At 43.8% G+C, this 22,753-nt stretch carries 19 protein-coding genes, 2 tRNA genes and 1 pseudogene; 21 read left to right on the top strand and 1 reads right to left on the bottom strand.

The window, feature by feature from the left end:
• Positions 1 to 15: 15 nt before the first annotated feature.
• From O3651_RS04900 to nt5e, 4 genes are all read left to right on the top strand, one after another.
• Positions 16 to 669: a uracil-DNA glycosylase gene (locus tag O3651_RS04900; protein ID WP_371609740.1), complete on the top strand. Its 654-nt coding sequence runs from the start codon at positions 16 to 18 to the stop codon at positions 667 to 669.
• Positions 670 to 677: 8 nt separating this feature from the next.
• Positions 678 to 1,142: an 8-oxo-dGTP diphosphatase gene (locus tag O3651_RS04895; protein WP_002904550.1), complete on the top strand. Its 465-nt coding sequence runs from the start codon at positions 678 to 680 to the stop codon at positions 1,140 to 1,142.
• A 12-nt stretch (positions 1,143 to 1,154) separates the two neighbouring features.
• Positions 1,155 to 2,423 carry a dihydroorotase gene (locus tag O3651_RS04890; RefSeq protein ID WP_371609739.1) on the top strand — a complete coding sequence of 423 codons (1,269 nt, stop codon included), beginning with the start codon at positions 1,155 to 1,157 and terminating at the stop codon, positions 2,421 to 2,423.
• A gap of 291 nt (positions 2,424 to 2,714) precedes the next feature.
• Positions 2,715 to 4,955 carry a cell surface ecto-5'-nucleotidase Nt5e gene (gene nt5e, locus O3651_RS04885; protein WP_371609738.1) on the top strand — a complete coding sequence of 747 codons (2,241 nt, stop codon included), beginning with the start codon at positions 2,715 to 2,717 and terminating at the stop codon, positions 4,953 to 4,955.
• Between the two features lie 181 nt (positions 4,956 to 5,136).
• Here the strand turns inward: nt5e and plsY are convergent, their stop codons facing one another.
• A complete protein-coding gene (gene plsY, locus O3651_RS04880; RefSeq protein ID WP_371609737.1) occupies positions 5,137 to 5,781 on the bottom strand; it encodes a glycerol-3-phosphate 1-O-acyltransferase PlsY in 645 nt (214 codons plus the stop codon).
• Positions 5,782 to 6,003: 222 nt separating this feature from the next.
• Here plsY and parE point away from each other — a divergent pair, with 222 nt between their 5' ends.
• The 17 genes and pseudogenes from parE to O3651_RS04795 all read left to right on the top strand — a co-directional run bounded on the left by parE (position 6,004) and on the right by O3651_RS04795 (position 22,712).
• Positions 6,004 to 7,947, top strand: a complete 1,944-nt coding sequence (gene parE / locus O3651_RS04875) for a DNA topoisomerase IV subunit B (RefSeq protein ID WP_371609736.1) — start codon at positions 6,004 to 6,006, stop codon at positions 7,945 to 7,947.
• A 137-nt stretch (positions 7,948 to 8,084) separates the two neighbouring features.
• On the top strand, positions 8,085 to 9,251 hold the full coding sequence (locus O3651_RS04870; protein WP_125388094.1) for a hypothetical protein: 1,167 nt from the start codon (positions 8,085 to 8,087) through the stop codon (positions 9,249 to 9,251).
• 247 nt (positions 9,252 to 9,498) lie between these two features.
• A pseudogene (locus O3651_RS04865) lies at positions 9,499 to 10,239 on the top strand (DUF6261 family protein).
• 234 nt (positions 10,240 to 10,473) lie between these two features.
• Complete coding sequence (locus tag O3651_RS04860) at positions 10,474 to 11,010, top strand: GNAT family N-acetyltransferase (RefSeq protein WP_125388096.1); 537 nt, start codon at positions 10,474 to 10,476, stop codon at positions 11,008 to 11,010.
• Positions 11,011 to 11,026: 16 nt separating this feature from the next.
• Positions 11,027 to 11,860, top strand: a complete 834-nt coding sequence (locus O3651_RS04855; RefSeq protein ID WP_125388097.1) for an aminoglycoside 6-adenylyltransferase — start codon at positions 11,027 to 11,029, stop codon at positions 11,858 to 11,860.
• Entirely contained in the window at positions 11,841 to 12,575 is a 735-nt protein-coding gene (locus tag O3651_RS04850) for a CPBP family intramembrane glutamic endopeptidase (protein ID WP_125388098.1), read from the top strand. The genes O3651_RS04855 and O3651_RS04850 overlap by 20 nt, the downstream gene beginning before the upstream one ends.
• A gap of 52 nt (positions 12,576 to 12,627) precedes the next feature.
• Positions 12,628 to 15,078, top strand: coding sequence for a DNA topoisomerase IV subunit A (gene parC / locus O3651_RS04845; RefSeq protein WP_371609735.1), 2,451 nt, complete (start codon positions 12,628 to 12,630; stop codon positions 15,076 to 15,078).
• A 63-nt stretch (positions 15,079 to 15,141) separates the two neighbouring features.
• Complete coding sequence (locus tag O3651_RS04840; RefSeq protein ID WP_371609734.1) at positions 15,142 to 16,245, top strand: branched-chain amino acid aminotransferase; 1,104 nt, start codon at positions 15,142 to 15,144, stop codon at positions 16,243 to 16,245.
• A gap of 92 nt (positions 16,246 to 16,337) precedes the next feature.
• A complete protein-coding gene (locus O3651_RS04835; protein ID WP_015604623.1) occupies positions 16,338 to 16,568 on the top strand; it encodes a DUF2969 domain-containing protein in 231 nt (76 codons plus the stop codon).
• Positions 16,569 to 16,618: 50 nt separating this feature from the next.
• Positions 16,619 to 16,699, top strand: a tRNA-Tyr gene (locus tag O3651_RS04830).
• Positions 16,700 to 16,708: 9 nt separating this feature from the next.
• Positions 16,709 to 16,780: transfer RNA gene (locus O3651_RS04825), tRNA-Gln, on the top strand.
• Between the two features lie 162 nt (positions 16,781 to 16,942).
• Positions 16,943 to 18,145, top strand: coding sequence for a 30S ribosomal protein S1 (rpsA, locus tag O3651_RS04820; protein WP_015604624.1), 1,203 nt, complete (start codon positions 16,943 to 16,945; stop codon positions 18,143 to 18,145).
• Between the two features lie 151 nt (positions 18,146 to 18,296).
• Positions 18,297 to 19,034, top strand: coding sequence for a matrixin family metalloprotease (locus tag O3651_RS04815; protein WP_371609733.1), 738 nt, complete (start codon positions 18,297 to 18,299; stop codon positions 19,032 to 19,034).
• Positions 19,035 to 19,038: 4 nt separating this feature from the next.
• Positions 19,039 to 19,404: a hypothetical protein gene (locus O3651_RS04810; RefSeq protein ID WP_187421655.1), complete on the top strand. Its 366-nt coding sequence runs from the start codon at positions 19,039 to 19,041 to the stop codon at positions 19,402 to 19,404.
• 426 nt (positions 19,405 to 19,830) lie between these two features.
• Positions 19,831 to 20,664: a PRD domain-containing protein gene (locus O3651_RS04805; protein ID WP_371609732.1), complete on the top strand. Its 834-nt coding sequence runs from the start codon at positions 19,831 to 19,833 to the stop codon at positions 20,662 to 20,664.
• Positions 20,665 to 20,688: 24 nt separating this feature from the next.
• Positions 20,689 to 21,006 carry a PTS lactose transporter subunit IIA gene (lacF, locus tag O3651_RS04800; RefSeq protein ID WP_125371058.1) on the top strand — a complete coding sequence of 106 codons (318 nt, stop codon included), beginning with the start codon at positions 20,689 to 20,691 and terminating at the stop codon, positions 21,004 to 21,006.
• A complete protein-coding gene (locus tag O3651_RS04795) occupies positions 21,006 to 22,712 on the top strand; it encodes a lactose-specific PTS transporter subunit EIIC (RefSeq protein ID WP_371609731.1) in 1,707 nt (568 codons plus the stop codon). Before lacF ends, O3651_RS04795 begins: the two co-directional genes overlap by 1 nt.
• The last annotated feature ends 41 nt before the right edge of the window (positions 22,713 to 22,753 follow it).

Here is a 22,753-nt window from a genome sequence, read left to right as displayed (position 1 = left end):
TGAGAGGAGACATATATGCAGCATTCAGCTTGGCATGCTTTGATTAAGGAGCAACTGCCAGAAGGTTATTTTGCAAAAATCAATCATTTTTTAGACGAAGTGTATGCTTCGGGAACCATTTACCCACCTCGAGAAAAGGTGTTTAATGCAATTCAGACGACGGATTTAGCGGATGTTAAGGTGGTTATTTTGGGGCAGGATCCCTACCACGGACCGAGACAGGCGCAAGGCTTGAGTTTTTCGGTTCCTGATGACATTCCAGCTCCGCCTTCTTTGCAGAATATTCTCAAAGAACTGGCTGACAATATCGGAGTGAAAGAGTCACATGATTTGACTTCCTGGGCTCAGCAAGGTGTTCTCTTACTCAATGCTGGACTGACAGTGCCTGCTGGTCAGGCCAATGCGCATGCCGGTTTAATCTGGGAGCCTTTTACGGATGCGATTATCAAGGTCGTCAATGAGAAGACTGATCCAGTTGTCTTTATCCTCTGGGGGTCATACGCCCGCAAGAAAAAAGTCTTGATAAGCAATTCGAAACATTTGATAATCGAGTCAGCGCACCCAAGTCCGCTGTCTGCCTACCGAGGCTTCTTTGGCAGCAAACCCTTTTCACGAACCAATGATTTCTTAGTGGCTAAGGGCTTGGAGCCAATTGATTGGTTAGCATAGGAGGTAGTATGGTTCAGTTAGCAACAATTTGTTATATCGATAATGGGCGTGAGTTTCTCATGCTGCACCGCAACAAAAAGCCCAATGATGTCCATGCAGGAAAGTGGATTGGAGTCGGTGGCAAGCTAGAGCGAGGAGAAACCCCGCAGGAATGCGCGGCACGTGAAATTCTAGAGGAAACAGGTCTAAAGGCTAAACCTGTCTTAAAAGGTGTTATTACTTTTCCAGAATTCACTCCTGACCTGGACTGGTACACCTATGTTTTCAAGGTGACTGAGTTTGAGGGGGAACTGATTGACTGCAATGAAGGGACGCTGGAATGGGTGCCTTACGATCAAGTTCTTTCAAAGCCGACTTGGGAAGGGGATCATACCTTTGTTGAATGGCTGCTGGAGGATAAGCCCTTCTTTTCAGCCAAATTTGTTTATGATGGTGATAAACTGCTCGACACGCAGGTCGATTTTTACGAATAAAGGAGATACAAAATGCTACTAATCAAGAATGGCCGTGTGATGGATCCTAAAACTGGTCTGGATCAAGTGTGTGATGTGCTGGTGGAGGGCAAGAAAATTGTTAAAATTGGCCAAAATCTGGAAGCGGCTGATGCCCAAGTCCTAGATGCTAGTGGTTTGGTCGTTGCCCCCGGTCTGGTCGATATTCACGTTCATTTCCGGGAGCCAGGTCAGACCCATAAAGAAGACATTCACACAGGAGCTTTGGCAGCGGCAGCGGGCGGCTTCACAACGGTTGTTATGATGGCCAATACCAATCCGACTATTTCTACAGTTGAAACCCTGAAAGAAGTGCTAGAGTCGGCTAGTCGTGAAAATATCCATATCAAGTCGGTCGCGACCATTACTGAGAATTTTGATGGCCAGCATTTGACAGATTTTAAAGCGCTCTTGGCAGCTGGTGCCGTTGGCTTCTCAGATGACGGAATTCCGCTGACTAACGCTGGGATTGTCCGCCAAGCCCTCGTAGAAGCACGCAAAAACGATACTTTTATCAGCTTGCATGAGGAAGATCCTAATCTCAACGGCATCCTTGGTTTCAATGAGCATATCGCCAAAGAGCATTTTCATATCTGTGGCGCGACAGGTGTGGCCGAATACAGTATGATTGCCCGCGATGTCATGATTGCTTATGATGCCAAGGCTCATGTTCATATCCAGCATTTGTCCAAGGCTGAGAGTGTAAAGGTAGTGGAATTCGCTCAGAAGCTAGGTGCTCAAGTCACCGCTGAAGCAGCACCTCAGCACTTCTCTAAGACAGAAGCATTGCTATTGACCAAGGGCAGCAATGCTAAGATGAATCCGCCTCTGCGCTTAGAATCGGACCGTCTGGCCGTTATCGAAGGGCTCAAGTCTGGTGTTATTTCTGTCATTGCAACGGACCATGCTCCACATCACGCTGATGAGAAAAATGTTGAAGACATCACTAAAGCACCTTCTGGTATGACTGGTCTTGAGACCTCGCTTTCTCTGGGGCTGACCTACTTGGTTGAGGCTGGTCATCTAAGCTTGATGGAACTTTTGGAGAAAATGACAGTCAATCCAGCTAGTCTCTACGATTTTAATGCTGGTTTTCTAGCCGAAGAAGGCCCAGCGGATATCACTATTTTTGATCCTAAAGCTGACCGTCTGGTTTCCGACCATTTTGCCTCCAAGGCAGCCAATTCACCTTTTGTTGGCGAAGAGCTGAAAGGCCAAGTCAAATATACCATCTGCAATGGAGAAATCGTCTTCCAAGCCTAGTAGGTATTCATATAAAGTCAGAGAGTGGGACAGAAATCGGTAATTCGTTAGAATTCGATTTCGTCGTCCCACCTCCGCACAGTTGAGTAGGGCTGTAAAAGCTGATAAAATCAGCGTAGTAGAGCCCACTCAACCACTGCGTCTTGCTCGACAATCCAAAGACAATTGAGAGACTAGGACTTTTGTCCCAGCCTCTTTTTTATCAGAAAAAAGATTAGCCTGAAATAGCATTTCCTTTTTACAAAAAAAACAGTATAATAATAGAAAAAACATAGACTGGAGCTTTTATTTATGAAAAAGAAGCATCTTATTTTACCTGTTTTGTCAACGGTTCTGTTGGCACCTGCCTTTTTGGACCATCAAGTTGCTGCGGATGAGGTTCAGCCAGCAACTGCTGTTGCAAATGTGGACGAACCAGCTCAAAAACCGGCTGAAACGGATTTGGCGCAAGAAGGTGGAGTTTCTGCCGATGAAGCTAGTGTTAATGCGGCCATCGCAGCTAATGCTCAAGATGTATCAGGAGCGTCCGACGCAAGCTTGCCTGAAGCTACCATTCTTCATACAAACGATGTGCACGGTCGTATCGTCGAAGAAAAAGGTGTTATCGGAGATGCCAAACTTGCAACAGTTATCAAGGAAGAACGTGCGAAAAATCCTCAAACACTGGTTGTAGATGCAGGAGATGCTTTCCAAGGTCTGCCAATTTCTAACAGCTCCAAAGGGGAAGAGCGCGCGAAGATCCTCAATGAAATCGGCTATGATGCTATGGCGGTCGGTAACCATGAATTTGACTTTGGTTTGGATGAGGCTAAAAAATACAAAGAAATCCTCAATTTCCCACTTCTCAGTGCTAATACTTATGCCAACAATGCCCGTGTGTTCCAAGCATCAACTATTGTGGACAAGGATAAGAATGTAGAAGGTGATGAGTTTGTCGTGATTGGGGTGACCACTCCTGAGACAGCTACAAAAACGCACCCGAAAAATATTCAAGGTGTGACTTTCGCGGATCCAATCACAGAGGTTAATCGAGTGATTGACGAAGTTGAAGCGCGTGCAGCAGCTGAAGGCAAGACTTATAAAAACTATGTCGTTCTGGCTCACTTGGGTGTGGATACTACGACACCAGTTGAATGGCGCGGTTCTACCTTGGCTGAAGCCCTTTCTAAAAATGCTAAGCTGAAGGGCAAGCGCGTTACAGTGATTGACGGCCATTCTCACACAGTAGAGTCCACTACTTACGGTGAAAATGTGACCTACAACCAGACTGGTAGCTATTTGCACAATATCGGTAAAGTTACTTTCAAGGCCAACCAACTTCTGGGTGATCCTCAGCAAATCCCAGCTGCAACAGCTAAAAAAGCTAGTCCAGATCCAGTTGTAGCAGAGATGGTTAAGAAAATTAAGGAAAAATACGATGCAGAAAATGCCAAGGTAATTGTAGCCAAGAGTCCTGTGGAGCTTAACGGGGACCGTGAAAATGTCCGCGTTCGAGAAACCAATCTGGGGAATGTGGTAGCCGATGCCCTTTACAAATACGGCCAAACAGGCTTTGCCAACAAAACAGACTTGGCTGTGACCAACGGCGGTGGCCTACGGGAAACCATTGCCAAAGACAAGCCAATTACAAAGGGAAGTGTCATCGCTGTATTGCCTTTTGGAAATACCATTTCTCAAATCAAGGTAACAGGTCAGAATATCGCAGATATGTTTGCCAAATCTTTAGGCTCAATCCTGCAAGAAAAAGATGGAAAACCTGTCTTGGATGAAAACGGCCAACCATTGCTAGAGCCAAGCGGCGGTTTCTTGCAAGTCTCTGGTGCTAAAGTTTACTATGACACAACTCTGCCAGCAGAGAAACGAATTCTTCGCATTGAAATCAAAAATAAAGAAACAGGTGCTTATGAAGCCCTTGACTTGGCTAAGACCTATTACCTGACAACCAATGACTTCCTAGCAGCTGGTGGTGATGGTTATACCATGCTAGGTGGTGCGCGTGAGGAAGGTCCATCTATGGACGTGGCCTTTGCAGAATATCTGGAAAGTGCAGATTTGACAGCTTATGCAGCAATCAATCCAAATTCTCGCACGATTTCTATGTCTGCTAGCAAGGATACAGATGGAGATGGTTACACAGATATCGAGGAAATCCAGCAGGGTACTGATCCAAAAGATGCCGCTTCTAAGCCTGGACAAAGCAACCCAGCAAATCCAACCAATCCTACCAACCCAACTAATCCAACAGTTCCAACAAGACCAAGCAATCCAGTGGTTCCAAGCCAACCTAATCATCCGGTTGTGCCCGAGACAAAACCACAAGAACAACCTGCTGTTGAAAAGCCAAATACAGCTCAGCCAGCAGCTAATAAGGCAACCTATCAAGCTCCAGCACAGGTTCGTCCGACAGAAGTAGCAAGCAAACAAGGAACTCTTCCGAAAACAGGAAGCAAGAATCCTTTCCTTCTTTCTATGTTTGGCTTGGTATTCGGAATGCTGGGTGCAGCAGGCCTGAAAAAAACTCAAAAAGATTAAAAAAAATGAGGCTGGGACAAAAGTCCTAGCCTCTCAATTGTTTTTTGGATTGTCGAGTAAGACGAAGTGGTTGAGTGGGCTCTACTACGCTGATTTCATCAGCATTTACAGCCCTACTCAACTGTGCGGAGGTGGGAAGACGAAATCGAATTCTAACGAATTACCGATTTCTGTCCCACTCTCATTTTTTTGGATTTTGCTTGGTCAGGTTGATGCCCCAAGGGATTAGGTTTTCAGTTTTATTTCGAATTCGCTGGATATTGTCCCGATGACGAAGGATGATAATGGCTGCTAAGAGAATGATAATCAGGGTAAAGAGGAAATCATAGCTAGGTAGGATAAAACCTAAAGCAGGAAAAATCAAGACAGACAGGATAGCCACGCTTGCAGAAATCACACTGGCAAGGGAAATCATACTTCCCAGATAGAGGGTTGTCACAAAGATCAATATCAGATAGACAAAGAAAGCGGGTGAGAAGCCCAGAACAGCTCCTGCACTGGTCGCCACGGCTTTGCCGCCCTTAAAGCCAGTAAAGATTGGAAAGGTATGTCCAATCACAGCCAAGAGGCCAAAAATCAGTGGTGAAATCCCTTCAATATGCAGGAAAAGCGGCAGTAGCGTTGCCAGTGTACCCTTGAAAAAGTCAATGGCAAAGGTGGCAGTGCCGGCCGTCTTTCCCAAAATCCGAAAAGTATTGGTCGTGCCAGTATTGCCACTGCCGTATTCGCGGAGGTTCTTTTTAAAGAAAATCTGTCCAATCCACAAACCTGTCGGAATAGAGCCCAATAAATATGCTAGTAATAATCCAAGTATCGTGTTCATCATGATTTTATTATACCATGATTTGGAACGTGGACAAAGGACTATGATAAGAATATTTTAAGTGAATTGTCTAGTCTGACGCCTGCAGCTAAGCTGCCTTTCTCCAAAATCACTTAAAATCCAGATTCTATCAGCCTTTAAAGGGTATTTTGTAGAAAAAAACTTTGCAAAATTTACTAAAAACTTGTAAGATAATAAGGATGACTATCATGCAGGAGGTTCCTTGTGGCAAAAAAGGAAATCAATATTAACAATTACAATGACGATGCCATTCAGGTATTAGAAGGGTTGGATGCGGTCCGCAAACGTCCAGGGATGTATATCGGATCGACCGACGGAGCGGGACTTCACCATCTGGTCTGGGAGATTGTGGACAATGCAGTCGATGAAGCCTTGTCAGGCTTCGGTGACCGGATTGATGTGACCATCAACAAAGACGGCAGTCTGACTGTCGCAGACCACGGACGCGGTATGCCAGTCGGCATGCACGCGATGGGCATTCCCACGGTTGAGGTTATTTTCACCGTTCTCCATGCTGGAGGGAAGTTTGGTCAAGGTGGTTATAAGACCTCGGGTGGACTCCACGGTGTAGGATCCTCTGTTGTCAATGCCCTGTCCAGCTGGCTGGAAGTGGAAATTACGCGCGACGGAGCTGTTTACAAGCAGCGCTTTGAAAATGGTGGAAAACCAGTCACTACGCTCAAGAAAATCGGCACCGCGCCTAAGTCCAAGTCTGGAACCAAGGTGACCTTCATGCCGGACGATACGATTTTTTCAACGACAGACTTCAAGTACAACACTATTGCGGAGCGGCTTAAGGAATCAGCCTTCCTGCTCAAGAATGTCCGTCTGTCGCTGACTGATGAGCGGACTGGCGAAGAAGTAGAGTTTCACTATGAAAACGGGGTTGAAGACTTTGTCAGCTATCTCAATGAAGACAAGGAAACCCTGACGCCTGTCCTCTATTTCGAGGGCGAGGAGAGCGGCTTCCAAGTTCAGGTGGCTCTCCAGTACAACGATGGCTACTCGGACAATATCCTGTCCTTTGTCAATAACGTCCGCACCAAAGACGGTGGTACCCATGAGACGGGACTCAAGACAGCCATTACCAAGGCCATGAATGACTATGCCAGAAAGACAGGTCTGCTCAAGGAAAAGGACAAGAATCTGGAAGGCTCGGACTACCGTGAGGGTCTGGCTGCTGTCCTGTCCATCCTCGTACCAGAAGAACACCTCCAGTTTGAAGGACAGACCAAGGACAAGCTGGGCAGCCCTCTAGCTCGTCCGGCCGTGGACTCCATCGTCTCTGACAAGCTGACTTTCTTCCTCTTGGAAAATGGTGAGCTGGCATCTAACCTTATCCGCAAGGCCATCAAGGCCAGAGATGCTAGAGAAGCGGCCCGCAAGGCGCGTGACGAAAGTCGGAATGGCAAGAAGAATAAAAAAGACAAGGGCTTGCTGTCTGGTAAGCTGACTCCGGCCCAGTCCAAGAATCCAGCCAAGAACGAACTCTATCTGGTCGAGGGTGACTCTGCCGGTGGCTCTGCCAAGCAAGGCCGTGACCGTAAGTTCCAAGCTATCCTGCCCCTACGTGGTAAGGTTATCAATACCGCCAAGGCTAAGATGGCTGACATTCTCAAGAACGAAGAAATCAACACCATGATTTACACGATTGGAGCTGGTGTTGGGTCAGACTTTACCCTTGAGGATGCCAACTATGACAAGATCATCATCATGACCGATGCGGACACCGACGGTGCCCATATCCAGACCTTGCTGCTGACCTTTTTCTATCGCTATATGCGCCCGCTGGTCGAGGCTGGCCGCGTCTATATCGCCCTGCCGCCTCTCTACAAGATGTCCAAGGGTAAGGGCAAGAGCGAAGTCGTCGAGTATGCCTGGACCGATGGCGAACTGGACGACCTGCGCCGCAAGTTTGGCAAAGGAGCTACTCTTCAACGCTACAAGGGGCTCGGTGAAATGAATGCCGACCAGCTCTGGGAGACGACCATGAATCCCGAAACCCGCACCCTCATCCGTGTCACTATCGAGGACCTGGCCCGCGCCGAACGCCGCGTCAATGTCCTCATGGGCGACAAGGTCGAACCACGCCGCAAGTGGATTGAGGACAATGTCAAGTTTACTTTGGAGGAGCAGACAGTTTTTTAACGGAGTACTTTTCATTGGAGCAAAAGCTCCTAATGAAAAGACGCTTGCCGCTATCAGGCGGACAAGCTAACTCCCTTACTAGCTCGAAAAGCAAAAAATAACGTTTTGCTTTTCTCACGTCGTAGGAGGAGAAGTGTATGGCAAATAAAAAGAAAAAACAAAAGAGTATTCCAGAAAAAGATATTAAAAAAGAATTTGTTGCGAAGGTTAATCTATCTAGTAAAACTAATCAGAAAAAGGGAAATACAAATGATATTGAAAACAAAACTGATAACGCAAGTTTCACCATTCCTCAACCTTTACTTATAAAAAATCAGAATAATGATAAAACTGTTTTTGATAAAATTATTCAGTTTTTGCCTTTAGTGATTTCTATAATATCGTTAGGCTTTACGATGTTTCTAGGATTTAGGACAATTGAAAATAATGAAAAGAACCAAGAGAATAATATCAAAAATCAGGAAAATAATAAAATTAACCAGGATAGAAGCAAATATCTTGATACAACAAATTTTAATATTGTTCAAAATTTCTGGCAAGAGAATCCAAGCTATACATTGTATAACGAATCTACAAAACCATTAACTATACCGCCCAAACCGTCTTACTATATGTATATCCCTGCTAAACTATTTTGGATTTTTAAAGACGGTAGGCGTTTCTCGAATTTAATTTTATTACCTGTATCTTATGATAATGTTATCAGTCAATCAAGTACAGGTAAAACTATTGACGAAATTACTACCTCAGTTCTTCCGAAAAATTTTTATGGAAAACTAGGAGCCAGGGATTTAAGGTCTAGATTTTATGGTCGTCCCGGTATTGATAATATCGCTTATGAGTTACGAGTATATCCGTTTTTGGCTATAGCTACAAAATTAAATTATTCTTACAAAGATAAACCGGAAAAACCTTTATCAGAGAATTTTGTGACTACTCCGTGGAGTAAGGAGCCTCTTTCAGATACTAGATATAATGATTTAGAAAATTATACAAGAAATATTGCTCATTTTCCTGAGAACGAAATAAAAATTGTTGGAGATGATAATATTTATGATACTGCTTTTGCATATTTAGATTCACAAATTTCTAAATTCATTCCAATGTTAAAGGAGGGGTTTAAGAACAATGAAGAACAGCAAAGGTTTTATACTCTTATGGGAAATCGCTGGGATATGAAATATGATCCCCAAAAGGATATTCTTGATTATGCGAAGCCGAGTGAGGATAACTTTTATTCTCTCGGTAGGGAACTTTCTGATAAGGTTATCCCTGCTAAAGATCCTCTTTACCCTGACTATTAGAGGAAAGAATTCACTAAAAAAGCCCCCCCACCCCCTCATCGGGAAATCCGCTGATCTATTTTAAGTGGTAGGGAGCTTGTCGGAATTTCCGACGACCTCCCTATCATTTGAGAAGTCTCTTCGGAAATTCCGATGAGCTGCCTGGCTGACAGGGAGAAGATCGGAAAATCCGACATCAACACTGCCAAGTGGACGACCTTCCACCAAAATTATGAGAAACAATTTAATAAAATTTTAGGAGAAAAAAATGAAATATAAGATTACAAATTTAGATATGACCAGATTGGAAGGAAAGAGTTTCTTCCAACTGCTGAGCGATAGTCTTGAGGCTGTCAATGCTTTTACAAAAGCAAATAAGTCTGAGTAGGTTTATGCAACGAAGCTTGGGGATATGGAGAAACTCCTTGAGAACTTGCAAGCTGGTTTGCACCGTTCCAAGGCCAGTCAAACGGTGGCTAGTCTGGAAGCGTCTGATCGTGAGCGTGATGATGCGCTTTCTACCTTGTCTGGTTTGGTCAAGGCCTTCTCTCGTGTGAAAGAGGCAAGTAGCAAGGAAGCTTACGACAAACTCAGCAAACTTTTCAAAAATTATGCTGGGCTAACGAGTATGAGCTACGAAAAAGAGACAGAAGCTATTAACCATTTGCTCAAGGAGCTAAAAGATAGTGACTACCAAACTGCCCTTTCAACTCTGCATTTGACAACTCATGTAGAAACCTTGACAAAGGCGCACTCTCAGTTTGAAAAAGTCTATAAGGAGCGCTTGGCTGAGCAAAAAGGCAAGGCACCTAGTCAAAACAAGGAAGTCCGTGTGAAACTGCAAGAAATCTATGACTTCCTTGTGGACTTTACTGCAATCAACGCCTATGCTTATCCAGATAAAAAGCAGTATGCCGATCTCCGTGACCATCTCAACGCTATCCGTAGTCGCTATAAAAAATTAACACCAAAGAAAAGCAAGCAAGAAGCAGTAGGTGAGGAAAAGTAGCTTTCTTCTGAAGAAGTCCCTCACAGATAGACGAGTTTTTGCAACATAAGGCGAAGTTTTGAAGTTCTAAAAAGAATAGAAATGGGAACAAACATGGTATTGGAAAATAAACTAGACATTACAAACTCAGGCCCGTTTCTTTAAGGGTGTGGATGCTTCATATTATTACGAAGGGTACAGCTTATATAAAGCTGAGGAGTTGTTAGGTAAGAAAGTTTGTAGAGGAGTGTTTAGATGACTATTCTTGAAACAGACCGTCTCATTATACGGGACTTGCAGGAATCTGATTTGCCGGCTTTGATCGCTATGAATCAGGATCCGGAGGTCATGCAGTATTTCCCAAAGCCATATAGTCAAGCGGAGTCCTTGCGGCTTTATCAGGGCATTCAAGATGAAGTTAAGGCTTATGGATACAGTCTTTGGGCTGTTGAAGAAAAGGACAGTCAGGAGTTTGTCGGCTTGGTAGGTCTGCACCATTCGGATTTACGGATTTTTGCTGGAAAAGAAGCTGTAGAAATCGGCTGGCGTCTGCGAAAAGAGTTTTGGAATCGTGGTTATGCGACGGAGGCTGCCCAAGCCTGTCTAGACTTCGCTTTCCAGCAAGCTGGCTTGTCAGAAGTTTACTCTTTTACATCCTTGCTCAATCTCCCTTCGCAAAAAGTCATGCAAAAGCTAGGCATGGAATTTGTCAAAGAATTTGATAATGAAAAAGTTCCAGCAAACAGTCCCCTTTATAGACATACCCTCTACAGAATCGAGAGTTTCCACTAAAAAGGTAGGTGTTTCCATGAGAACTGAACCCAAAATGCTTGATTTAATTTTACAAACCGCAAAAACTCTAAAAGTCGAGGCTGTCGCTATGTCTGGTTCGCGGACAAATCCAAAGGTTCCCAAGGACGAGTTCCAAGACTATGATGTGGTCTACATTGTGGAGAATTTGGACACTCTGGCGGCTGACCTTGCTTGGTTGGAAAAGTTTGGAAAGCGCATGATTGAGCAGCATATCCTACTAGACCATCGCCGCCTCTATCTCATGCTCTTTGAAGATGGCAATCGGATAGATTTGACTCTTTGCCCAAAGGAGCACATCAAAGAGTGGGTGAATAGCGAAGCGGATTTCACGGTGCTGGATGACCCGCAGGGGCTGTTTGCTTCTTATGCACCGACACCTGAGCGCTATTGGACGGCACAAGCCAGTGAGACTGACTTTGATAAATCCTGCAATGAATTTTGGTGGGTATCAGCCTACGTGGTTAAGGGGATTCATCGCAAGCAACTCATCTATGCGACTGACCATCTCTACGGTATTTGCCAACAAGAACTCTTGAAGGTCTTGGCTTGGCAGGTCGCAGGTGATCGGGGGACTGTCGACGTCGGCAAGAACTACAAGTATCTCTTTCAGTATTTGCCTGCTGAGAAAGAGAAAGAATTTTCAAATTTGCTTGAATTTTCAAATATAGAGAAAATCACTCAGTCTTTGTTTGCTACGATGCAACTTTTCCACCAAGAAGCTCAAATCCTTGCTCAAAAGATGGGATTTGATTACGATAAGGAAGTAGCTGAGAAGATGATTGAGTATGCTGAGGAAAGACTAGAAACAAATGAAACATTTACAAAATAATAAGATAACAAAATTTTTACTGATTAGTTTTCTCATTTCTTGGGGGCTTGGTTGGGGATTGCTCGCTTTTCTGACGCAAATGAGCCTCTTAAGTCTAACAAGTCCACTAGGAGTTTTTCTCCATTTACTAGGAGGTTTCGGTCCAACCATTGCAGCCATTTCTTGTTTGCCTCAAAAATCCATTAAAAGCATAGTCTCTTTTATCTTAGGGGACTCAAAGAAATATATTTTGTTATTTCTTTTACTAATTTTCGTGCAGACAGGTGTCATTGCTTTCTCATCTAAGGAGCTTAATCCGGCTTTTCCACTAGGAAATTTGTTTGTTGTTTTTTTGAGTGCAGTCTGTGTTTATGGTGGCGAAGAAGAATTGGGATGGCGAGGCATCTTGCAACCAACTTTGGAAACTAGATTCTCCTTTTGGATTTCCGGTTTGATAACAGGTTGTATTTGGGCAGTATGGCATGTACCTTTATGGTTTGTGATTGGAAGCTCTCAAAGTAGGATGCCTTTTATATTATTCAGTCTATTTGCAATTTATCTCAGTATTCTTCTAGCAGCTGTTTTCAAAAAGACTAAGTCGATCCTTTATTGCGCCATTTTTCACGGCTTAATTAATACCCTACTTAGCTTATTTGTTATTAAAATTAATCTTTTATTTATTATAGGATTAGTAGGATTGCTCTTCTTTTCTCACTACCTACAAAGAAACAGTTAAATTTATAAAATATAGATTTACTTTACAATAAAACACTAAAAAGAGAATTATTATGTCCAATATTCAAAACATGTCCCTTGAGGACATCATGGGAGAGCGCTTTGGTCGCTACTCCAAATACATCATTCAGGAGCGGGCCTTGCCGGACATTCGAGATGGCTTGAAGCCTGTGCAGCGCCGTATTCTTTATTCCATGAACAAGGACGGCAACACCTTTGACAAGGGCTACCGCAAGTCTGCCAAGTCAGTCGGGAACATCATGGGGAATTTCCACCCTCACGGTGACAGCTCCATCTACGATGCCATGGTCCGCATGTCTCAGGACTGGAAGAACCGTGAGATTCTCGTTGAGATGCACGGGAACAATGGTTCCATGGACGGTGATCCACCAGCGGCTATGCGTTATACCGAGGCGCGCTTGTCTGAGATGGCTGGTTATCTTTTGCAGGATATCGAGAAAGATACCGTTCCTTTTGCTTGGAACTTCGATGATACTGAGAAGGAGCCGACTGTTCTACCGGCAGCCTTTCCTAATCTTTTGGTCAATGGAGCAACTGGGATTTCCGCTGGTTATGCGACCGACATTCCACCCCATAATCTAGCTGAAGTCATTGACGCGGTCATCTATATGATTGACCATCCGTCTGCCAAGGTGGACAAACTTATGGAGTTTCTGCCTGGTCCAGACTTCCCGACAGGAGCCATTGTCCAAGGTCGTGATGAGATCAAGAAAGCCTACGAGACTGGAAAAGGTCGCGTCGTGGTGCGCTCCAGAACTGAGATTGAAAAGCTGAAGGGCGGAAAAGAGCAAATCGTTATTACCGAGATTCCTTACGAGATTAATAAAGCGGTCTTGGTCAAGAAGATTGACGATGTGCGGGTCAATAACAAGGTGGCCGGCATTGCTGAGGTGCGGGACGAATCGGACCGGGACGGGCTTCGCATTGCCATCGAGCTCAAGAAAGACGCCAATACCGAGCTGATTCTCAACTACCTCTTTAAGTACACTGATTTACAAGTCAATTACAATTTCAACATGGTAGCTATTGACAATTTCACGCCTCGTTTGGTGGGGATTGTACCAATCTTGACCAGTTATATTGCCCACCGCAAGGAGATTATTCTGGCTCGCAGCCGGTTTGACAAGGCCAAGGCTGAAAAACGACTTCATATCGTGGAAGGTTTGATTCGGGTGCTTTCCATCTTGGACGAGGTGATTGCCTTGATTCGTGCTTCTGAAAACAAAGCAGATGCCAAGGAAAATCTTAAGGTTAGCTATGATTTCACTGAGGAGCAGGCTGAGGCTATCGTCACTCTCCAACTCTACCGTTTGACCAATACAGACGTAGTGGTTCTGGAAGAGGAAGAAGCAGAGCTGCGCGAGAAGATTGCCATGCTGGCAGCCATTATCGGTGATGAGCGCACCATGTATAATCTTATGAAGCGTGAGCTCCGTGACGTCAAGAAGAAGTTTGGCAATCCGCGTCTCAGCGAGCTGCAGGATACAGCAAACGCTATTGAGATTGATACTGCAAGTCTTATTGTTGAGGAAGAAACCTATGTCAGCGTGACACGTTCTGGCTATATCAAGCGGACCAGTCCGCGTTCCTTCTCAGCTTCGACCCTAGAAGAGATGGGCAAGCGTGATGATGACCGACTGATTTTTGTCAGTCCAGCCAAGACGACCCAGCACTTGCTTATCTTTACGAGTCTTGGAAATGTTATTTACCGGCCTGTTCATGAGCTGGCAGACATCCGCTGGAAAGAAATCGGAGAACACCTCAGCCAGACCATCAGTAACTTTGATACCAAAGAAGAGGTTATCTATACAGAATTGCTGGACAGCTTTGAGGAGGGCACTTACTTTGCAGCGACCAAGTTAGGTCAAATCAAGCGTGTAGAGCGCAAGGAATTCAGTCCTTGGCGGACCTACAAGTCTAAGTCACTCAAGTTTGCCAAGTTGAAAAATGAAGACGATCAGGTCATTGCTCTGGCGCCGATTAAGCTGGATGATGTTATGCTCGTGACCAAGAACGGCTATGCCCTTCGCTTCAATATTGAGGAAGTACCTGTCATCGGAGCTAAGGCAGCTGGGGTTAAAGCCATTAACCTCAAGAAAGACGACGTCCTAGCAGCGGCCTTTATCGCCAACACAGACTCGCTTTACATCCTGACTCAGCGCGGTTCACTCAAGCGTATGGCAGTCGCAGATATTCCTGTTACTAGTCGGGCAAATCGGGGTCTTCAAGTTCTGAGAGAGCTTAAGACCAAGCCCCATCGTGTCTTTGTAGCTGGACCAGTCTTTGGCGAAGCAGTGGACTTTGATCTCTTTACTACTGAAGCAGAAGCCAGTGAGGAGCAGATTTTGCAGGTGCTTTCTAATAAAGGAACGGCCTATGAGATTAATCTAGCTGACCTCAGCCTGTCTGAGCGCACTAGCAACGGCAGCTTCATTTCTGATACCATTTCAGATGAAGAAGTCTTCTCAGCTTATATCAAGTAATCACCAAGCCAGTTCACACGAACTGGTTTGTTTTAAAAATAAATTTTCAGAAAATTGAAAATAATGATTGAATTTTTCAGAAAAAGGTGTACAATAGGGAGTATCTATAAATTGAAAGATAAGGAAAAGAGGAAAAAGACTATGACAGTAAATCTTGATTGGGAAAATCTTGGCTTTTCATATATGAAATTGCCCTATCGCTATATCGCTTATTATCGGAATGGTCAGTGGGAGGAAGGACAGCTGACAGAAGATGCGACCCTGCATATTTCTGAGTCTTCACCAAGTCTTCACTATGGCCAGCAGGCTTTCGAAGGTCTAAAGGCTTATCGTACCAAGGATGGTAGTGTTCAGCTTTTCCGTCCAGATGAGAATGCTAAGCGCCTGCAACGCACATGCGATCGTCTCTTGATGCCACAAGTTTCAACTGAAATGTTTGTGGAAGCGTGTAAGGCTGTTGTCCGCGCCAATGAAGAATATGTACCGCCATATGGAACAGGGGGAACTCTCTACCTTCGTCCCCTTTTGATTGGTATCGGAGATATCATCGGGGTAAAACCAGCAGAGGAGTACATTTTTACGATTTTTGCTATGCCAGTCGGAAACTACTTCAAGGGTGGTTTGGTTCCAACCAACTTTTTGATCCAAGACGAATTTGACCGCGCAGCTCCACATGGTACAGGTGCTGCTAAGGTGGGTGGTAACTACGCAGCTAGTCTTTTACCAGGTAAGATGGCTAAGTCTCGTAACTTTTCAGATGTTATCTACCTAGATCCGTCAACTCATACCAAAATTGAAGAAGTTGGATCAGCCAATTTCTTTGGAATCACCAAGGACAATGAATTTGTGACACCGTTGAGTCCCTCCATTCTACCGTCCATTACCAAATATTCTTTGCTTTACTTGGCAGAGCACCGCTTGGGCTTGACGCCGATTGAAGGCGACGTTCCGATTGATAACTTGAATCGCTTTGTTGAAGCAGGAGCTTGTGGTACGGCAGCAGTTATCTCACCAATTGGAGGAATCCAGCACGGCGATGACTTCCATGTATTCTATAGCGAGACAGAAGTCGGGCCAGTGACCCGCAGACTCTACGATGAGCTGACTGGTATCCAATTTGGTGATGTGGAAGCCCCAGAAGGTTGGATTGTTAAAGTAGACGAATAACCCAAGAGCCTTTCGAGGCTCTTTTTATTGAGGAAATCACTTGCCAGCTTTGCTATTTTTGTGTAAAATAGAAACTTGAAAGAGGTAGAAGAATGAGTAAAAAAGACAAAAAAATTGAGATTCAGATTGCAGATAGTAAGGTGAAGCTTGGCGCGGATCAATTTGATGGCTACACCCTTTCTATTGGGAAAAAAGTCATTGGCGAGATTGCTGAGTTTGACGGCCAATTTGCTATTGTCAAGAATGGAAATGTTGAAAGTTTATATAAAAAGCTTGAAAAAGCGGTAGAAACTTTGATTGAAACCTACAATTTAGGAAAATAAGGGCTTGCGCTTTTATTAGATTAATGATATAATTGGTATCGTTGATTGTCGGAGAGATAGCGAAGAGGCTAAACGCGGCGGACTGTAAATCCGCTCCTTCGGGTTCGGGGGTTCGAATCCCTCTCTCTCCATTTCATCATTGGGGTATAGCCAAGCGGTAAGGCAAGGGACTTTGACTCCCTCATGCGTTGGTTCGAATCCAGCTACCCCAGTTCTTAGGTAATATATCAGATAAAGGATAAAATATCGTCGGATATTTTATTTCTTTATAGGGTGGAAAACGGTAAAGATAAATCAATGTCGTTTGCGGGTGCTTAGGAAAATAATTATAAGTATGTCAAGTAGTACACTTGATTGTTGGAGGATTTTTTTAGATGAATGAATTTGAAGATTTGCTAAACAGTGTTAGCCAAGTCGAGCCAGGTGATGTCGTTACTGCTGAAGTATTAACAGTGGATGCTAACCAAGCTAATGTTGCCATTGCTGGTACTGGTGTTGAAGGGGTTTTGACTCTGCGTGAGTTGACAAATGATCGTGATGCTGACATCAATGACTTTGTAAAACCAGGTGACACACTTGAATTGCTTGTTCTTCGTCAAGTAGTAGGTAAAGATACAGATACAGTTACTTACCTAGTATCTAAAAAACGTTTAGAAGCTCGCAAAGCATGGGACAAATTGGTTGGTCGTGAAGAAGAAGTCGTTACTGTTAAGGGCACTCGTGCTGTTAAAGGTGGACTTTCTGTTGAGTTTGAAGGACTTCGTGGATTTATTCCAGCTTCAATGCTCGATACTCGTTTCGTTCGCAACACTGAACGTTTTGTAGGTCAAGAATTTGACGCTAAGATTAAAGAAGTAGATCCAAAAGAAAACCGCTTCATCCTTTCACGTCGTGAAGTTGTAGAAGCAGAAGCTGCTGCAGCGCGTGCAGAAGTATTTGGTAAATTGAATGTTGGTGATGTTGTAACTGGTAAAGTTGCTCGTATCACAAGCTTCGGTGCTTTCATTGACCTTGGTGGTGTTGATGGTTTGGTTCACTTGACTGAACTTTCTCACGAGCGTAACGTTTCACCAAAATCTGTTGTTTCAGTTGGTGACGAAATCGAAGTGAAGGTTCTTGATTTGAACGAAGAAGAAGGCCGCGTGTCTCTTTCACTTAAAGCTACAACCCCTGGACCATGGGATGGTGTTGAACAAAAACTTGCTGCTGGCGATGTAGTTGAAGGTACAGTAAAACGTTTGACTGACTTCGGTGCTTTCGTTGAAGTATTGCCAGGTATCGACGGACTTGTTCACATCTCACAAATTTCACACAAACGTGTTGAAAATCCAAAAGATGCTCTTAAAGTTGGTCAAGAAGTAACTGTTAAAGTTCTTGAAGTGAATGCTGCTGCTGAGCGTGTATCGCTTTCTATCAAGGCTCTTGAAGAGCGTCCAGCTCAAGAAGAAGGCCAAAAAGAAGAAAAACGTCAATCTCGTCCACGTCGTCCACGTCGTCAAGAAAAACGTGACTTCGAGCTTCCAGAAACTCAAACTGGTTTCTCAATGGCTGATCTTTTCGGTGATATCGAATTGTAATTTACTTAAGAAGAGGCTGAGTTTCTCAGCTTCTTTTTTCGTCTTTTCAAGTGGGAGTTTGCATTCGAGTTATTTATTGCGATACTTGCTCTTTATGCATATTCAGTTTTATTTAAGCGAAAGATGCTAGACTAAATCTCTCGTGCATTCTATGAGAAAGGAGCTTGCCGTGAAGTTTATTTTCAATTCTATTAGATTTATAGTTCGCTTGCTTTGGCAGCTCATCTGGGGGCTTATTTGGTCTGTGGCACTCAGTTTTCTTGTTCTTGTAGGTGTTTTTTATTTTACTACTTCGACAGAGACGGGGGCTGAGGGATTATCGCAGGCTCTTCGAACTACTGTTACTCAAGTGGATCAATTCTTAACGCATCAAGGACTTTCCACTGGTCTTCAGACTAGTGAGGGAATTCAGCCCCATCAGCTGACAGATGAGCATAAAGGGATGGGAGCTCGCTGGGAGAAGGCTGGTGCTACGGTATATATCGATACCACGAATGAAACTTTACGTTCAGCCTATCAGGAGGCCATTAGTTCCTGGAACCAGACAGGAGCTTTCACCTTTCAAATCATCAATGACAAAGAAGAAGCGGATATCGTTGCGACGGAAATGAATGACGGCAGTGTCAGTGCAGCTGGTGAGGCAGAGTCCAAGACCAACCTGCTGACCAATCGTTTCACCCATGTGACTGTTCGCCTCAATAGTTACTACTTGTTGGACAGACGCTATGGTTATTCTCATGAGCGGATTGTCAATACAGCAGCGCACGAATTGGGCCATGCTATCGGATTAGACCATAATGAGGAGGAATCAGTGATGCAGTCGGCAGGCTCATTTTATAGTATTCAGCCAGCAGATATCCAGGCTGTAAAAGACTTGTATCAATCATAAAGGTATGCTAAAAACGATTTTTAATTTTATTAGACGCTTCCCAGAGCAAGTTTTCCTCTTTCTTTTTAACTCGGGAATTTTTGCTTGGCTGTGGAAAAGCGGCAGCGATATTGCTAACCAGCTAGGCGTGACAGCAGCTTGGGAAACTCATGTTCCAGCGCCCATTCAGGCCTTCTTTGGAGAGAATGTTGAGACCGTTCAAGGATTTTTCCAGCATTCGGCCATTATGTGGCTGATTGGTTCCATGATTATTCTTTGGATTGTTCGTTTTGTCAAAGGGATGATAAAGCTAAGTCTCTTTGTTTTGATTATTTTGCTGGGCATTTACTTGGTCATGCAAAATCAAGAAGTTTTAGCTAGTTTTCTGTAAACTACAAGCAATTTATAGAAGAAAAAGACTTATGATATGAAGAGCCTTAATCGAGTGAGAGCAAGTCTTTCATGGCAAGTTCAGTGCAAGCTTTCGAGAAGTTTTTAGGAAGTCTTGCACTGTCTGCTCTTGGCTCCTGCTTTTATCTAAAGTCGAGGATTCAAGCTTGAAAAAGCTTGAAGAGCGTTGGTCATGCTTAGAAAAAAGTGGGCTTCTAAAAAATATTTTTTAAAAAAGCAAAAGAAAGGGTTTACATTCACGTTTTGATGTGCTATAATGAAATCATAATTGAATAGGGTGAGCGTTACTAAGTTGGATTAGGCGTGACCGCAAATGAATTGGAAGAGGCAAGTGCTCTTGTATTTTCCGTTTATTTGCGGTCATTTTTATTTCATGAAAACCCAAGAAAATGATAAGGAGGGAACTATGTATCGAATCATACTTCCTATGAATAACAATGTTGCTCTAGCCAAACATGAAAATGGTGAAGAGGTTGTTCTGATTGGTAGTGGGATAGCATTCAATAAGAAAAAGGGTGATCCTGTTCTGGAAAGTAAGATTGAGAAAGTCTTTCGTATGAGAACGGAAGAGTCCAAGGAAAACTTTGTGGCCTTGCTCAAAGATGTTCCGCTGGACTTTATCACAGTGACCTATGATGTGATTGACACGCTTTCCAAGAAATACCATTACCCAGTTCAGGAGTATATCTATGTCACGCTGACAGACCATATCTACTGTTCTTATCAAGCGGTTCAGCAGGGGCGGTACAAGAGCAGTGACCTTCCAGATGCTTCAGGTAAATATCCCATTCCTTATCAAATCGCACAAGAAGCAGTGGCTATTTATCGGGAACGACTCTTAGAAGCTTTTCCAGACGATGAAATAAATAGAATTGCCTATCACTTTATCAATGCAGAAGGGGTCTCCAGTCCATCAGGTCAGGGTCATTTGGATCAGCGAAAGGAAATTCTATCTGCTGTAGAAGAAGAGCTAAGAAAACAGGGAATAAAAAGAACATCGGATAATAGCAACTTCTATGATCGGTTTATGATTCATCTTAATTACTTCTTAGATTACTTAAACAGAAGCCGAGATGATAATGTTTCACTGTTAGAAATGGAAAGTCAGATTAAACTGACCTATCCCAAAGCTTATCAAATCGGAAGTAGTCTATATGAGATTATTGCCCAGAAAACTGGAATATATTTGTATCATAGTGAGCGAGTTTATCTGGTTTTACATATTCAACGATTACTATAAGGAACATTAAAAGGAGGATCTATCATGAATAGAGAAGAAGTAACATTACTTGGTTTTGAAATCGTAGCCTACGCAGGTGACGCTCGTTCCAAGTTGCTGGAAGCACTAAATGCAGCTCAGGCTGGAGAATTTGACCGCGCAGAAAGTTTGGTGGAAGAAGCCAATGCTTGTATTGTCGAAGCGCACCATGCTCAGACCAGCCTTTTGACCAAAGAAGCTGCTGGTGAGGACTTGGCTTATAGCGTGACGATGATGCACGGCCAAGACCACCTGATGACAACCTTGTTGCTTAAGGATTTGATGAAACACATGATTGAACTATACAAAAGAGGAGTAAAATAATGAATAAACTCATCGGACTTATTGAGAAAGGGAAGCCTTTCTTTGAGAAGATTTCTCGGAACATCTACCTCCGTGCTATTCGGGATGGTTTTATCGCTGGTATGCCAGTCATCCTCTTCTCATCTATCTTTATCTTGATTGCCTATGTGCCAAATGCTTGGGGTTTCCACTGGTCTAAGGATATTGAAACTTTCTTAATGACTCCTTATAGCTATTCAATGGGGATTCTGGCTTTCTTTGTGGGCGGGACCACTGCAAAGGCTTTGACGGACTCTGTCAATCGCAGCCTGCCTGCGACCAACCAGATTAACTTCTTGTCTACTATGCTGGCTTCCATGGTTGGCTTCCTCCTCATGGCGGCTGAGCCTGCTAAGGATGGTGGCTTCCTGACAGCCTTTATGGGAACAAAAGGACTTTTGACAGCTTTCATCGCTGCCTTTGTGACCGTTAATGTCTACAAGGTTTGTGTGAAAAATAATGTCACCATTCGCATGCCAGAAGAAGTTCCACCAAATATTTCTCAAGTATTTAAAGACTTGATTCCATTTACTGTTTCAGTCGTTCTGCTCTATGGTTTGGAACTGCTTGTTAAAGCAAGTCTGGGAGTAACCGTTGCTGAATCCATCGGAACGCTTCTTGCTCCTCTCTTCTCAGCAGCAGATGGCTATCTGGGAATCACTCTTATCTTTGGTGCTTATGCCTTCTTTTGGTTCGTGGGAATTCACGGTCCGTCTATTGTTGAGCCTGCCATTGCTGCCATTACTTATGCCAATATCGATGCCAACTTGGCCTTGCTTCAAGCTGGTCAACATGCGGATAAGGTCATCACTTCTGGTACTCAAATGTTCATCGTTACTATGGGTGGTACTGGTGCGACCTTGATTGTTCCATTCCTCTTCATGTGGATCTGTAAGTCTGAGCGTAACCGTGCGATTGGACGAGCATCTGTTGTCCCAACTTTCTTTGGTGTTAATGAACCTATTCTCTTTGGTGCACCAATCGTACTCAATCCGACTTTCTTTATTCCATTTATCTTTGCACCTATCGCAAACGTATGGATTTTCAAATTCTTTGTTGATACGTTAAACATGAACTCCTTCTCAGCCAACCTTCCTTGGGTGACACCTGGCCCTCTGGGAATTGTGCTGGGTACCAACTTCCAGCTTCTGTCCTTTGTTCTTGCAGCCCTTCTTGTCGTAGTGGATGTGATTATTTACTATCCATTTGTCAAGGTTTATGACGAACAAATCTTAGAAGAAGAACGTTCTGGCAAAGCCAACGATGCTCTTAAAGAAAAAGTAGCAGCTAACTTTAATACTGCTAAAGCAGACGCTATCCTTGAAAAAGCAGGAGTGGATGAAGAAGCTCCAACTCAAAACAATATTAGCGAAGAAACCAATGTTCTGGTGCTCTGTGCAGGCGGTGGTACTAGCGGATTGCTGGCCAACGCTTTGAATAAAGCAGCAGCTGAATACAATGTTCCTGTCAAAGCAGCAGCGGGTGGATACGGTGCTCACCGTGAAATGCTGCCTGAGTTTGACCTGGTTATTCTGGCTCCTCAAGTTGCTTCCAACTTTGAAGACATGAAGGCAGAAACTGATAAATTGGGTATCAAGCTGGCTAAGACTGAAGGTGGCCAATACATCAAACTAACGCGTGATGGCAAAGGAGCACTGGCCTTCGTTCAGGAGCAATTCAAGAACTAAATCTATTTATTTGAGATGAAGCAACTTGATAGAGAGTGGGA

The organism is Streptococcus sp. 27098_8_73, assembly GCF_041432495.1.
In the GTDB taxonomy this organism is placed as follows: Bacteria; Bacillota; Bacilli; order Lactobacillales; family Streptococcaceae; genus Streptococcus.
Note: the sequence above shows the minus strand (reverse complement) of the source record. Positions and strands in the feature narration are given on the sequence as shown.

What these genes read in the sequence shown, in the direction of transcription:
- O3651_RS04810 (WP_187421655.1), top strand. Translation starts at nt 19,039, where the DNA reads ATGCTAAAAACGATTTTTAATTTTATTAGACGCTTCCCAGAGCAAGTT.
- O3651_RS04850 (WP_125388098.1), top strand. Translation starts at nt 11,841, where the DNA reads ATGAAACATTTACAAAATAATAAGATAACAAAATTTTTACTGATTAGT.
- O3651_RS04805 (WP_371609732.1), top strand. Translation starts at nt 19,831, where the DNA reads ATGTATCGAATCATACTTCCTATGAATAACAATGTTGCTCTAGCCAAA.
- parC (WP_371609735.1), top strand. Translation starts at nt 12,628, where the DNA reads ATGTCCAATATTCAAAACATGTCCCTTGAGGACATCATGGGAGAGCGC.
- O3651_RS04860 (WP_125388096.1), top strand. Translation starts at nt 10,474, where the DNA reads ATGACTATTCTTGAAACAGACCGTCTCATTATACGGGACTTGCAGGAA.
- O3651_RS04870 (WP_125388094.1), top strand. Translation starts at nt 8,085, where the DNA reads ATGGCAAATAAAAAGAAAAAACAAAAGAGTATTCCAGAAAAAGATATT.
- nt5e (WP_371609738.1), top strand. Translation starts at nt 2,715, where the DNA reads ATGAAAAAGAAGCATCTTATTTTACCTGTTTTGTCAACGGTTCTGTTG.
- plsY (WP_371609737.1), bottom strand. Translation starts at nt 5,781, where the DNA reads ATGATGAACACGATACTTGGATTATTACTAGCATATTTATTGGGCTCT.
- lacF (WP_125371058.1), top strand. Translation starts at nt 20,689, where the DNA reads ATGAATAGAGAAGAAGTAACATTACTTGGTTTTGAAATCGTAGCCTAC.
- O3651_RS04815 (WP_371609733.1), top strand. Translation starts at nt 18,297, where the DNA reads ATGAGAAAGGAGCTTGCCGTGAAGTTTATTTTCAATTCTATTAGATTT.
- O3651_RS04900 (WP_371609740.1), top strand. Translation starts at nt 16, where the DNA reads ATGCAGCATTCAGCTTGGCATGCTTTGATTAAGGAGCAACTGCCAGAA.
- rpsA (WP_015604624.1), top strand. Translation starts at nt 16,943, where the DNA reads ATGAATGAATTTGAAGATTTGCTAAACAGTGTTAGCCAAGTCGAGCCA.
- O3651_RS04895 (WP_002904550.1), top strand. Translation starts at nt 678, where the DNA reads ATGGTTCAGTTAGCAACAATTTGTTATATCGATAATGGGCGTGAGTTT.
- O3651_RS04835 (WP_015604623.1), top strand. Translation starts at nt 16,338, where the DNA reads ATGAGTAAAAAAGACAAAAAAATTGAGATTCAGATTGCAGATAGTAAG.
- O3651_RS04795 (WP_371609731.1), top strand. Translation starts at nt 21,006, where the DNA reads ATGAATAAACTCATCGGACTTATTGAGAAAGGGAAGCCTTTCTTTGAG.
- O3651_RS04855 (WP_125388097.1), top strand. Translation starts at nt 11,027, where the DNA reads ATGAGAACTGAACCCAAAATGCTTGATTTAATTTTACAAACCGCAAAA.
- O3651_RS04840 (WP_371609734.1), top strand. Translation starts at nt 15,142, where the DNA reads ATGATTGAATTTTTCAGAAAAAGGTGTACAATAGGGAGTATCTATAAA.
- O3651_RS04890 (WP_371609739.1), top strand. Translation starts at nt 1,155, where the DNA reads ATGCTACTAATCAAGAATGGCCGTGTGATGGATCCTAAAACTGGTCTG.